Here is a 12,065-nt window from a genome sequence, read left to right as displayed (position 1 = left end):
TTTAGATAAACAACATATAATTTCTGTCCAAAGGATGTTTAAATTAAGGTAACATTCAATTAATATTAATTTATATTTTCATCTAAAAGATACCACCCTATAATTTGAGTAGTTTAGAAATTTAATTTTTCTGAAAAAAAGGTGCATACTGTTCAATTCTGAAATCAACTGTGTTTTTCTTCGGAAATTTTTGCTTCATTTCTTTGTAAGGAGCCAAACTGCCCACTGCTCTATTTGCAGCTCCTGATGGTGCTGTTAATGAAACGGTTTGGATAATTCGGTTTGAATTGGGGAGTTTGAGTTGGTGAATTCGGGGTACTTCATTGTTTAGAAGTTGTAGTTTGAGGTTATAAGATTTTAAATGTCTTCTAAAAAAATACTCGGGACCATTTTTACTATTTCCACCGGTAAATAATAAAGTGTCAATCTTTGGAAATTTCCGAAGCACTCCAACCACGTCCCGTAATTGAACGTCTTGCATCCCTAAATCACTTGCGTCCACTTTCTCGCGCACTGCAGATTCTACAATGTCGCAAATCCCAATTTTTTCCTCAATTAAAAATTGTTTGCGCTCGTCAATGGCTTGTTGGGTAGTTTCATAATGTAAGTCAAGTTTAAAAATTGCATCAAGAATGGGCCACAATTGTCCGTCACGACTGCCATAACCAAAATCGACATCTCTTTCTTTTAATGCTCCCGTAGTAAAACGGGGAGGCGGTAACGTGCCAACAATTAGTTTTGTGGTTGATTCTTGAACAAAGGGAGAATATGGATGGGTATGAAGAAAGATGTTTTTGTTTTTAATGGTTGAAACAAATCCTAAATAACTTTTACCTTATAAATACCGGCTCATTTTCATTCTCCGTGTGTTCTTCGCTAAAACGATACTCATCATAGTCAAACCCTTTGATGTCCTCCAGTGTTTGAGCGTTTGTATCGATGACATAACGAGCCATGCTTCCCCTCGCCTTCTTCGCATAAAATGAAATAATCTTCAATTTTCCATTTTTGAAATCTTTGAAAACTGGAGAAATCACTTCAGTTTTTAGAAGTTTGGGATTTATTACTTTAAAATATTCTTGGCTTGCGAGGTTGAGAAAAAGTTCGCCTTCCTCTAATTCATCATTTAAAGTTTCGGTAACTGTGTTTCCCCAAAATTCATATAAATTGTTATTCCTTTGTATTTTTAGATTGGTCCCCATTTCAAGTCGATATGGCTGCATCAAGTCTAATGGGCGAAGTACTCCGTACATCCCGCTGAGAATGCGCAAGGTGTTTTGTAGCAAATCAATTTTTTCTTCCTTAATAGTATATACATCGAGACCCGTGTAAACATCCCCCGCAAATGCGTAAGCCGCTGGCCTAGCATTGCTCTTTGTAAAAGGCACGGTGAAATCTTTGTAACGTTGATAATTGAGTTCGGCTAGCTTATCACTTATATCCATCAAATCTGCCACCGCTTTTTTAGATTTTCGCTCGAGTTTTGCATTCAACGTTTCGGCTTGTTCTAAAAATTTGGGTTGTGTTCCTCTTGTGGTGGGTAACTTATTTTTGTAATCTAACGACTTGGCTGGCGATACTACTATTTTCATTTTTTTACTTTTTCGATGTTCTTTTAAAGCTTTTTAATTGCTTCGGAAATTTTAATCAAACTAGATTATTTCCATTCATTACTATTTCAGAAGTAATTATCACAGCAATCTGTTTATGTAAAGATACGATGACAAACTAAAAGATACCAAAGAGTCATATCAACCTAATTTATATTTCTATAAGCAATCCTAAACTAGTTATTTTAACAAGCGGTATTTTATTTTAACATACAAGTAACGCGATTAATGAAATATATTTTCCAATTTTAGGTCGAACATTAAACTCTTCAATTATGAAAACCAAAAAATTACTTTTATCATTAAGTGCATTTTTAGTCATTTTTCCGCTAACAGCGCAACAAATGGGTAAAAAAGCAACCTTGAACGAAGACGGAACTATTACAACTAGCGATGTCCTTTTACCCGAACAAACCAACAACAGAGCAGCTGCTGCAGATTTACTTTTTTCTTTTGGAAAACCAGCAAACCCTCAAATTAAAAACTCTAGAGGTGTAACCCTAGCCGATTTAAATGGCGACGGTGTTGACGAAATTTTATACGGTATTGACACAACTTTATTCGCATTAAACGGCGATGGAAGTATCTATTTTGAAAAGCCAGTGGAAGGCCCCATTTTATTACCGCCAAGTATTGCTGACTTAGACGATGACGGAACACCTGAAATCATTTTCAACACCGGATACCCCACAACCGTAGGTCGGGTTTATGTAATGGACAACACGGGAGAATCTCTTCCCGGCTGGCCAATAAGCTTTAATGACAAATGGATGATAAATGCGCCCGCAATTGCAGATGTTGATGGTGATGGAACGCTAGATATTGTTACCGGTGAACGTTTTGGCAGTACGCAAGGTTTTGTACATGCCTTAAATATTGATGGTACTGAAATCAATGCCGGCTGGCCAGTCTCACTTCCCGCAACGCCTGCGTTTACGCCATCTATTGGTGATATTGACAATGATGGCGACATGGATGTTGTTATCGCAGCATCGTCAGCAGGAATGTATGCCTTTGATAGTAGCGGAACCATTTTGCCCGGATTTCCTTTAGTGGATCCAGCAAAAAGATATTCGTATCAATCCCCTATGCTCGTTGACCTTGACGGAAATGAAACTCTTGAAATCATAGGTTCAAACCATGGAGATAGTCCTGGATATTATGTGTTAAATTCTGACGCTACGTATGCAGCAGGATGGCCAATTGTGATTAACGAATGGACGTATTCACCACCCACTGTAGTTGACTTAGATGATGACGGAACGTATGAGTTGTTCTTCGGAAATAGAAATACCAGCAACGACGGAACTCCATTACCCACCATTTATGGTCAAGCGCCAGATGGCTCAGATTTGAATAATTTTCCCGTTGAAAATTACGGAGGAAACGAAGGCGTTATTACCATTGCAGATATCAATGAAGACGATATCCCCGAAGTTATTTTCTCAAGTGTCATCACAGACGCTGATGGTGTTGGTTATTTACATGCATATTCGGTTGACGGAAGCGGAGAGATTGATGGTTTTCCTTTAAGAACTCCTGGTTTTACGTTTTTAAATGGTGCAGTATTAGGTGATGTTGACAATGATGGAATGATGGACTTAACGGCTAATTCTTATAAGCTGAATTTTGGAGCAACGGTAGATTCAACATTCGTGAATACTTTTAATTTAAATATTCCTTACGATACAAGCAAAATATTAAGCAATGGATACAAAGGAAGCAATCTTAGAGATGGAAGAATCCAAGAGATAATTTTAGGAATTTCAGAAAACGATATTAATTCAAGTCTTACGATTGCCCCAAACCCTTCAAGTGGTATGGTGAGGCTTTCGATTCCGTTTGACATAAACGAAGCAGAATTAAAAGTACATAGCATTAGCGGAAAACTATTATTTTCTGAAACGGTAAACATCCAAAAAAACAATCCGTTGGAATATGAATTCAACTCCTTTACAAATGGGATTTATTTTATAACAGTGGGCGATGGAGCATCTTCCTACACGGCCAAGTGGATTAAAAACTAATCCAACAAACAGATAAAAAATCCCGAAGCATTCAACTTCGGGATTTTTTTATTCTACACTATTTTTTGAATAGCTACGCCATTTTTCGAGGCATTGCTCAATATCATCTGGTATTTTACTTTCAAAGCGCATCATCTTTCCGGTGGTGGGGTGTTTAAATCCTAAGGTGCGGGCATGGAGTGCTTGTCGTGGTAAAACCTTAAAACAATTATCTACAAATTGCTTGTATTTTGAGAAGGTAGTTCCTTTTAAAATACGCTCACCACCATAACGCTCATCGTTAAAAAGTGTGTGCCCAATATGTTTCATGTGCACGCGTATTTGATGTGTACGCCCTGTTTCTAACCTACAAGAAACCAAAGTTACATACCCCAACTGTTCTAAAACTTTATAATGGGTAACAGCAGGTTTGCTTTTTTCTGAATCTTCATCATCAAGATACACAGTATTCTGCAATCTGTTTTTAGGATGTCGACCAATATTACCTTCGATAGTGCCTTCTTCCTCTTCCATCGCTCCCCAAACGAGGGCAACATATTCCCGCTCGGTGGTCTTATTAAAAAACTGTTTTGACAAATGCGTCATCGCCTCTTCAGTCTTTGCCACTACTAACAATCCGCTGGTATCCTTATCAATACGATGAACTAATCCTGGGCGATTGCTGCTATTATTAGGTAGGTTATCAAAATGATAGACTAATGCATTGATAAGTGTACCACTGTAATTTCCATGACCGGGATGAACTACCATTCCGGGTTCTTTATTAACGACCAGAACATCGTCATCTTCATACACTATATCTATGGGTATGTTTTCTGGCGTCAATAAAAGCTCATAGGGAGGGTGTTCAAAAAGTACCTTAACCACATCATTCGCCTTTACTTTGTAACTTGACTTTACAGCAACATCATTCACATGAATATTACCATCCTTTGCAGCTTTCTGAATACGATTACGCGTCGCATTCTCTACTTTATTCATTAAATATTTATCAACCCTTAACGGTTGTTGTCCTTTATCTGCTACAAACTTAAAATGCTCGTACAAATCATCATTCCCTTCATCTTCAATTTCTGGCCCTTGGATTTCTTGTGTCATTTTTTAGTTTTCCTCTGTATTATCATCTTCCTCCTCTTGTACTCTGTTCAACGAACCGTCACCCACGATGATATCAATTTCTGACGTTTTTTCAATCGCATCTCCTTCCTTAATTCTCGAACCTTTATAACGCAATTCTAATACTTGATCACTTATGTGCGCTCTTTTTGAAATTTTACCAATCTTAAAACCCATTGCCAATAATGTTGGTTCTGCTTGGCGTAGCGTTTTTCCAGTAACCTTAGGAATACTAATTTTTGCATATCCAGACGGGTTTAATGCTAAGTAAATTTTTCTATTTTCTTTCACTAAATGCCCAGCTTTTGGTACTTGCTCAATCACCGAATACCTAGGAAAATCTGGATTGTAGTTCGCAGAGTCCATGATTTCGTAGCGTAAATCTGCATCGTCTAGCACCTCCTCAACTTTGTCCAGTGTCATTTTTGAAAGGTTAGGAACTTCAATAGACTCACCATGGTTTGTAGTGAATTTCAACCACCATAAAAGCAAGAATGTCAATGCAATAAGAACTACTAAAGCGTATAGCAATTGCTTCAAAAATGCTTTGGTAAACAAAAATTTAAAAAAAGACATAGCCTAAGGATTAAGATGCAAAAATATGAAACCTAAAGTTAGTATCTTTCTACCTTTAAATAATATTTTTGTGGGGTACTATTTCCGCAGAAAGACAAAGTTAAAACGAAACATTACGCAAATTGTTATGGCTAAAAAAAATATAGCGATTGCCATGGGTGGCTATTCGAGTGAGTTTGAGATTTCACTTAAAAGTGGTGGCGTCGTAGCAGATGCACTGGACAAAAATGTTTATAATGTGTACCACTATCATATTCTCAAAGATGGCTGGAATTGTGTTTTGCCTGACGGAGAAAAAGCAGCGATTGATAAAGGTACTTTTGGTTTTACCTTCGGAAATGAGACGATCATTCCACATGTTGTTTTCAACACCATTCACGGTACACCGGGTGAGGATGGATACCTTGCCGCGTACCTTGAATTACTCAATATTCCTCAAACCAGCACTGGATTTTATCAGGCCGCATTGAGTTTCAATAAACGTGATTGTCTGTCCGTTTTGAAGAATTTTGGAATCAATTGCGCAACTTCTTTTTATGTAAATAAAGGTGACGACTTTAACACGAAGGCTATCATTGATAAAGTGGGACTGCCCTGCTTTGTAAAACCAAATAGAGCAGGGTCAAGTTTCGGAATATCAAAAGTGAAGAATATTGAAAATTTAATTCCGGCACTTGAAATCGCCTTCAAAGAAGACTCCGAAGTCATCATTGAAAGTCAGTTAGTAGGTACAGAAATCTCTGTGGGGGTTTATGAATTTCAAGGAAAAATGCATGTTTTTAATCCTACTGAAATAGTTTCGGAAAATGATTTCTTTGACTACGAAGCAAAATATTTAGGAAAATCGCAAGAAATTACACCCGCAAGAATTTTGGCTTCCGAAATGAAAAAAGCCAAAGAGGAGGCTTTAAAAATCTATAAAATTTTAAATATGGAAGGAGTAACTAGAAGCGAATTTATAATTCAAGACGGAACTCCATATTTCATTGAAACAAATTCAACGCCCGGATTATCTAAAGAAAGTATTATCCCTAAACAAGCTGCAGATGCCGGTATTCCGTTGCGAGACTTTTTTGGGATGTTGATAGAAAATGCTTTAATTAAAAATTGGCATTAATTATATATCTTTATAATTGTACATTAAATAGTTACCCGTCTCCACGGTCTTTAAAAATGAGAAAAGCAGTATTTCCCGGTTCTTTTGACCCCATCACATTGGGGCACGTTGATATTATTGAAAGAGCATTGCCTCTATTTGATGAAATTATAATTGCCATTGGTACAAATGCTTCAAAACAAAATATGTTCTCCTTAGAAAAGCGGATGGAATTCATTTCCTCTACATTTAAAGGACAAACAAAGATCAAGGTGGCTACGTATGAGGGGTTAACTGCAAATTTCTGTAAAGAACAAAAGGCACAATTTATCTTAAGAGGCCTCAGAAACCCCACCGATTTTACCTACGAGCAAACCATTGCCCAAGCCAATGATAAAGTGAACGGAGTGGACAGTATTTTTTTAATCGCTAGCCCAGAGTACTCTTATATATCTTCATCAATTGTGAGGGACATTGCTAGAAATGGTGGAGATTTTAGTGCGCTTGTACCCAAATAGAATATAAAAAACGCAATCATTTCATCAGTGTCAAAGAATAAAATTTCAGCAAATAAAAAACGCTTCTAGTTTCCTAGAAGCGTTTTTTATTTAAAAGTTTCAAAATTCTATAACGAAGCTACGTGCTTAGCCATATTTGACTTTAAGTTAGCCGCCTTATTGCTATGAATAATATTTTTCTTAGCAAGTTTGTCAATCATAGACTCTACAGAAGAAAGCATTTTTTCTGCTTCTTTCTTGTCCTCTAATTCTTGAAAACGCTTCATCGCATTACGAGTTGTTTTGTGTTGGTAACGATTACGTAAACGTTTTGCTTCGTTACTTCTAATTCTCTTCAATGCTGACTTATGATTCGCCATAATTTTGTTTTGTTAACTTTATTTGTAGTCCGTAGGGGAATCGAACCCCTGTTACATGGATGAAAACCATGCGTCCTAACCCCTAGACGAACGGACCGTTTTTTTCGCTATTTGCGGTTGCAAAGATACAGTCTTTTTTTAATGCTCCAAACCCAAAATAACTTTTTTTAAAAAAAATTAATATGCCTTTGCAAAAAGCACTTTTCTAGCTGATGGTTTTCCGCTAAAAACACAGGATCCTGCTTCGGTATCTTCATCCAAAGGGATGCACCTTATAGTTGCTTTTGTATCATTTTTGATTCGGTCTTCTGTTTCAGCAGTGCCATCCCAATGCGCAAGCACAAAACCTCCTTTACCTTTGATAACTTTTTTAAATTCATCATAGGTTGCAACAGTGGTTGTATTTTCTTTCCTGTGATTTATTGCTTTTGCAAACAAGTTATTTTGAATCTCTTCCATTAAGGCAACTACTTTATCTACAACCGCCTCTTTTTTCATTATTTCCTTGCTCAAAGTATCTCTTCTCGCTACTTCAAAAGTTCCATTCTCAAGATCCTTAGGTCCAATAGCAATTCTTACAGGAACACCCTGTAATTCATATTGATTGAACTTCCAACCTGGTTTTTGAGTATCTCTATCGTCGTACTTAACACGTAATCCTTTAGCACGGAGTTCCTTCATTAGCTCATTTGCAACAACACTTACCTGCTCCAATTGCTCTTCTCCTCTATAGATAGGCACAATGACTACTTGTTGTGGTGCAAGTTTTGGAGGTAACACTAATCCGTTATCATCACTATGGGTCATAATAAGCGCTCCCATTAACCTCGTGGAAACTCCCCACGAAGTTGCCCAAACATATTCTTGATTTCCTTCTTTTGTAGCAAATTTAACATCAAAAGCTTTGGCAAAATTCTGGCCTAAAAAATGTGATGTTCCTGCTTGTAATGCTTTTCCATCCTGCATCAAAGCTTCGATACAGTATGTTTCTAAGGCTCCTGCAAAACGCTCACTTTCGGTTTTCAAGCCCTTAACTACAGGTACTGCCATATGAGTTTCAACAAACTCAGCATATACATTCATCATTTGTTCTGCTTCAGCGATTGCTTCTTTTTCTGTTGCGTGTGCAGTATGCCCCTCTTGCCAAAGAAATTCTGCAGTCCTCAAAAATAGACGCGTACGCATTTCCCAACGAACAACATTTGCCCATTGATTGATTAACAACGGTAGGTCTCTATATGATTGAACCCATTTTCGGTAGGTATCCCAAATAATAGTTTCAGATGTTGGGCGAACAATTAATTCTTCTTCGAGTTTTGCGTCCTCATCCACAACAATAGAACCATCTTCAGCAGTTTTTAGTCTATAATGCGTTACAACAGCACATTCTTTTGCAAATCCATCAACGTGACTTGCTTCTTTACTGAAATACGACTTCGGAATAAAAAGCGGAAAGTATGCATTTTGATGTCCGGTTTCTTTAAATTTTCGATCTAATTCGGCTTGCATCATTTCCCATATAGCATACCCATAAGGTTTTATAACCATACAACCCCTAACCCCACTATTTTCAGCTAAATCCGCTTGTATTACAAGTTCATTGTACCATTTGGAATAGTCATCGTTTCTAGTTGTTAAATTCTTCGCCATAAGCTGTTAGTTTGGCACAAATCTTGCGACCTGTATAGTAATTAGTTTATTTCGACAAAACTAGTTATTTTTAAACGTTTCAACAATTAAAACAATACAGTTATGCAACTCAATATAAATACTCTCAAGAAAAATGCTCCTTCATTTATTTTAGGGCTTTCCGCGCTACTTTTTATAGCCTGCGGAGCACATCAAGAAAGTGATTATCGAGATAATGACGGTATTTACGCAACTCAAAGTCAAACTGTTGCCGAAAATGGAGAGAATACTTCAAAAGACTCTTATTACAAGCAATATTTTAATTCAAAAACCGATTCTTATCAAGATTTACCAGATGAAGGTGCAATTTTTACGGATATAGATGCCTATCACACAACAGAATCCATTAATGAAGAAGGTGAAATAATCATTGAAGAAGTTGAAGAAGACCAATACGCTGGCTGGGGTGAAAATTCAGGTCAAGTAACAGTTAATGTTTATGATAACGGATTTAACAATGGCTTTGGTGCTTGGGGCTGGAATAGGCCTTATTGGTGGTATGGTGCTGGCTGGGGCTATTCAAATTATTGGTATGGACCTTATTATGGTATCGGATTTGGCTGGGGATATCCATATTATGGATATTATGGATATGGATACCCCATATATAATGGAGGATATTACAATAATTACTACAACCCATACTATGGCAATCCCTACAATGGATATGCATATACTCGAGGAAGAAGAAATTCAGATTATTATAGTGGACGTAATTCTAGCCGTTCGCGAAATTATGATGGTATAAGAAGCAACAGAGAACTTGTAGAAAGAGGTAGGTCAAATGCTACAAATCAAAGATTTTCTAGAGAAAGTAGAAGTGATAGCAGATCAAGAAACGCTAAAACTACAACGTATCGCCCTAATAGCCAAAGTTCAAGAACCCGTCCTAATACTTCAACATCAAGACGAAGTTCAATGAATTCAAGAAGTACGCGCTCTTCAAGACCTAATGTTTCTTCTCCAAGAACAACAAGACCCGCGGTGCAATCAAGAAGAAGTTCAACACGTTCATCTTCTCCCTCGCGCTCTAGTTCAACAAGAAGCACGGGAGGAAGGACGCGTTCTAGCGGTGGCGCTTCTAGAGGTGGCGGAAGCCGAAGAGGTGGCGGAAGAGGAAACTAATCCTCACATATTTAAAAAAATAAATTATGAAAAGAATACAATTCTTGTTTGTAATGGCATTTGCTATGACCATTGCAAACGCTCAAAATATTACAGATGGATTGAGGTACTCACAGGACGGCTCTTATGGAACCGCTAGGTTTCAAGCTATGAGCGGAGCCTTTGGAGCCCTTGGCGGCGATGTAAGTGCCATAGGAATAAATCCCGCTGGTAGTTCGGTATTTTTACAATCAGAAGGTACGGTTTCCGTTGCCATTAATGATAGAGAGAATGCTACTAGATTTTTAGGAAATAATGAAAGGTCTATTGATACGGACGCTCAGCTCAATCAAGCTGGTGCCGTTTTCGTAATTAAAAATAGAAATACTGAGTCTGATTGGAAAAAATTTACAATCGGTCTTAATTATAATTCCACTAATAACTATAGCGATGAAATTTTTGTTCGCGGCACTGGAAACAACTCACTGGCAAACTTTTTTGTAAATCAAGCAAATGGTGTCCCTCTAGATTTATTAGAATTACAGAACGGAGAAAGTATCGCTGATTTGTATTCGTTTTTAGGAAGCACGGAAGGAACTTCTGCACAAAATGCATTCTTGGGCTATCAAGCTTTTCTTTTTGACCCCGTGGAAAATAATAATGGCGTCTACACTTCTAATGTTGCGAATGGTAATGTTGACCAAGATTACGCCTACTTATCACAAGGTGGAAATAGTAAACTTACGATAAATGTTTCTACTCAATTTACAGACAATTTTTATTTTGGAGTAAATCTCAACTCGCATGTTATCGATTATGACCAAAGCACATTAATTAGAGAAAGAAATGAAATTTCAGGCAGCACTATTAATGCAATAGGCTTTGAAAACAACCTTTCTGTCCTAGGTTCAGGATTTTCGGCACAACTTGGAGCCATTGGTAAATTCAACAATATAAGAGTGGGACTTACCTTAGATACGCCTACTTGGTATCAAATTTCTGAAGAAACAAGTCAAAGCCTTAGTTCAATAAGAACAATTGATAACGAAACAATTACCGAATTTATAGACCCAAACATAATTAATATCTTTGAAGATTATTATTTAAGAACACCAGGCAATTTAAGTGCGAGCGCTGCATATATTTTCGGAAACAAAGGACTTATTAGTATTGATTATTCGTACAAAGACTACGGAAATATTGAATTTGATTCAGAGTTTAACGATGGCGTTTTTGATGCTCAGAATGAAGAAATCAGAAATAATCTGAAAGCGGCTTCTTCCATTAAAATAGGTGGAGAATATAGAATTAAAAAAGTAAGCCTTCGTGGTGGATTTAGATATGAAGAAAGTCCTTATGTAAATGAAGAAATCATGAGTAGCTTAACTGGTTTTTCGCTTGGACTTGGCTATAATTGGGGTCGTTATTCCATAGATGGATCTTATGCTAGAGCTGAACAAGATAGAATTCAATCTATTTACGGATTAACCACCCCTTTTGCATCAAGCACAACATTTAGTAATGCTGCTTTGACATTCGGATTCAAATTTTAGAAAATTATTCTTTTTGGAAATATATCACACAAATCAATTTCCATTCATTAAAATTAGATGAGCCTAAGACTCTCGATTGCTAACATTAGGTTCATCCTTGATAAACATTTAACCATCAAAGATATTTTCTAAATAAGCATAAATTAAAAGTTTTTATAACGGAGAGGAATCAAAAAAAATAATCTGCTCCACTTCTGAAATCCCGCCCATAAAAAATTTGCGTTACCAAGGCCGAACTATTCAAAAAAGCAAAAAACCCCGCTACAATGTCATGTGGCGGGGTTTTTCCTTTGTTCAGAATTCTTACCTCTTCAGGGTAAAATGTCCCTTTATCTCCTTCCTCACCTCCTGTTCGGTGTACTCCACCCTGAACCAGTAGTCGCTCGATGGCAGCACGTTGCCGTTGTAGGTACCGTC

12 protein-coding genes and 1 tRNA gene are annotated in these 12,065 nt (G+C 37.1%); 5 read left to right on the top strand and 8 right to left on the bottom strand.

Annotated elements, in window-relative coordinates; genetic code table 11:
- Positions 1-121 precede the first annotated feature (121 nt).
- Together ACSHW7_RS14770 and yaaA are read right to left on the bottom strand one after the other, a co-directional pair.
- A complete protein-coding gene (locus ACSHW7_RS14770; RefSeq protein ID WP_435680138.1) occupies positions 122-643 on the bottom strand; it encodes a uracil-DNA glycosylase family protein in 522 nt (173 codons plus the stop codon).
- Positions 644-830: 187 nt separating this feature from the next.
- The gene (gene yaaA, locus ACSHW7_RS14765; protein WP_435680137.1) at positions 831-1,592 is read right to left on the bottom strand and encodes a peroxide stress protein YaaA; all 762 of its coding nucleotides are present in this window, start codon (positions 1,590-1,592) and stop codon (positions 831-833) included.
- Between the two features lie 293 nt (positions 1,593-1,885).
- Here yaaA and ACSHW7_RS14760 point away from each other — a divergent pair, with 293 nt between their 5' ends.
- Positions 1,886-3,637 (top strand): T9SS type A sorting domain-containing protein, encoded by a 1,752-nt coding sequence (locus tag ACSHW7_RS14760; RefSeq protein ID WP_435680136.1) that lies wholly within the window; start codon positions 1,886-1,888, stop codon positions 3,635-3,637.
- A 48-nt stretch (positions 3,638-3,685) separates the two neighbouring features.
- Here the strand turns inward: ACSHW7_RS14760 and ACSHW7_RS14755 are convergent, their stop codons facing one another.
- On the bottom strand, positions 3,686-4,735 hold the full coding sequence (locus tag ACSHW7_RS14755; RefSeq protein WP_435680135.1) for an RluA family pseudouridine synthase: 1,050 nt from the start codon (positions 4,733-4,735) through the stop codon (positions 3,686-3,688).
- Between the two features lie 3 nt (positions 4,736-4,738).
- Positions 4,739-5,329, bottom strand: coding sequence for a PASTA domain-containing protein (locus tag ACSHW7_RS14750; protein ID WP_435680134.1), 591 nt, complete (start codon positions 5,327-5,329; stop codon positions 4,739-4,741).
- Between the two features lie 127 nt (positions 5,330-5,456).
- Here ACSHW7_RS14750 and ACSHW7_RS14745 point away from each other — a divergent pair, with 127 nt between their 5' ends.
- The gene (locus tag ACSHW7_RS14745; RefSeq protein WP_435680133.1) at positions 5,457-6,446 is read left to right on the top strand and encodes a D-alanine--D-alanine ligase; all 990 of its coding nucleotides are present in this window, start codon (positions 5,457-5,459) and stop codon (positions 6,444-6,446) included.
- Positions 6,447-6,502: 56 nt separating this feature from the next.
- Positions 6,503-6,943 (top strand): pantetheine-phosphate adenylyltransferase, encoded by a 441-nt coding sequence (coaD, locus tag ACSHW7_RS14740; protein ID WP_435680132.1) that lies wholly within the window; start codon positions 6,503-6,505, stop codon positions 6,941-6,943.
- A 107-nt stretch (positions 6,944-7,050) separates the two neighbouring features.
- On the opposite strand, the gene rpsT is transcribed toward coaD, so the two are convergent.
- From rpsT to proS, 3 genes are all read right to left on the bottom strand, one after another.
- Positions 7,051-7,302: a 30S ribosomal protein S20 gene (rpsT, locus tag ACSHW7_RS14735; RefSeq protein ID WP_435680131.1), complete on the bottom strand. Its 252-nt coding sequence runs from the start codon at positions 7,300-7,302 to the stop codon at positions 7,051-7,053.
- Positions 7,303-7,327: 25 nt separating this feature from the next.
- Positions 7,328-7,399: transfer RNA gene (locus tag ACSHW7_RS14730), tRNA-Glu, on the bottom strand.
- An 80-nt stretch (positions 7,400-7,479) separates the two neighbouring features.
- Positions 7,480-8,952: a proline--tRNA ligase gene (gene proS, locus ACSHW7_RS14725; protein ID WP_435680130.1), complete on the bottom strand. Its 1,473-nt coding sequence runs from the start codon at positions 8,950-8,952 to the stop codon at positions 7,480-7,482.
- Between the two features lie 102 nt (positions 8,953-9,054).
- Here proS and ACSHW7_RS14720 point away from each other — a divergent pair, with 102 nt between their 5' ends.
- Both ACSHW7_RS14720 and ACSHW7_RS14715 read left to right on the top strand, forming a co-directional pair.
- Complete coding sequence (locus ACSHW7_RS14720) at positions 9,055-10,116, top strand: hypothetical protein (protein WP_435680129.1); 1,062 nt, start codon at positions 9,055-9,057, stop codon at positions 10,114-10,116.
- Positions 10,117-10,142: 26 nt separating this feature from the next.
- The gene (locus ACSHW7_RS14715) at positions 10,143-11,648 is read left to right on the top strand and encodes an OmpP1/FadL family transporter (protein WP_435680128.1); all 1,506 of its coding nucleotides are present in this window, start codon (positions 10,143-10,145) and stop codon (positions 11,646-11,648) included.
- A gap of 303 nt (positions 11,649-11,951) precedes the next feature.
- Here the strand turns inward: ACSHW7_RS14715 and ACSHW7_RS14710 are convergent, their stop codons facing one another.
- On the bottom strand, positions 11,952-12,044 hold the full coding sequence (locus ACSHW7_RS14710) for a hypothetical protein (RefSeq protein WP_235906147.1): 93 nt from the start codon (positions 12,042-12,044) through the stop codon (positions 11,952-11,954).
- Between the last annotated feature and the right edge of the window lie 21 nt (positions 12,045-12,065).

The organism is Patiriisocius sp. (assembly GCF_051252435.1).
Lineage (GTDB): Bacteria > Bacteroidota > Bacteroidia > Flavobacteriales > Flavobacteriaceae > Patiriisocius.
The sequence above is the reverse complement of the archived record's forward strand: the minus strand, read 5'-3'. Positions and strand labels throughout refer to the sequence as shown.

Coding starts and splice junctions, on each gene's coding strand:
- yaaA (WP_435680137.1), bottom strand. CDS start 1,592: ATGAAAATAGTAGTATCGCCAGCCAAGTCGTTAGATTACAAAAATAAG.
- ACSHW7_RS14760 (WP_435680136.1), top strand. CDS start 1,886: ATGAAAACCAAAAAATTACTTTTATCATTAAGTGCATTTTTAGTCATT.
- ACSHW7_RS14755 (WP_435680135.1), bottom strand. CDS start 4,735: ATGACACAAGAAATCCAAGGGCCAGAAATTGAAGATGAAGGGAATGAT.
- ACSHW7_RS14750 (WP_435680134.1), bottom strand. CDS start 5,329: ATGTCTTTTTTTAAATTTTTGTTTACCAAAGCATTTTTGAAGCAATTG.
- ACSHW7_RS14745 (WP_435680133.1), top strand. CDS start 5,457: ATGGCTAAAAAAAATATAGCGATTGCCATGGGTGGCTATTCGAGTGAG.
- coaD (WP_435680132.1), top strand. CDS start 6,503: ATGAGAAAAGCAGTATTTCCCGGTTCTTTTGACCCCATCACATTGGGG.
- rpsT (WP_435680131.1), bottom strand. CDS start 7,302: ATGGCGAATCATAAGTCAGCATTGAAGAGAATTAGAAGTAACGAAGCA.
- proS (WP_435680130.1), bottom strand. CDS start 8,952: ATGGCGAAGAATTTAACAACTAGAAACGATGACTATTCCAAATGGTAC.
- ACSHW7_RS14720 (WP_435680129.1), top strand. CDS start 9,055: ATGCAACTCAATATAAATACTCTCAAGAAAAATGCTCCTTCATTTATT.
- ACSHW7_RS14715 (WP_435680128.1), top strand. CDS start 10,143: ATGAAAAGAATACAATTCTTGTTTGTAATGGCATTTGCTATGACCATT.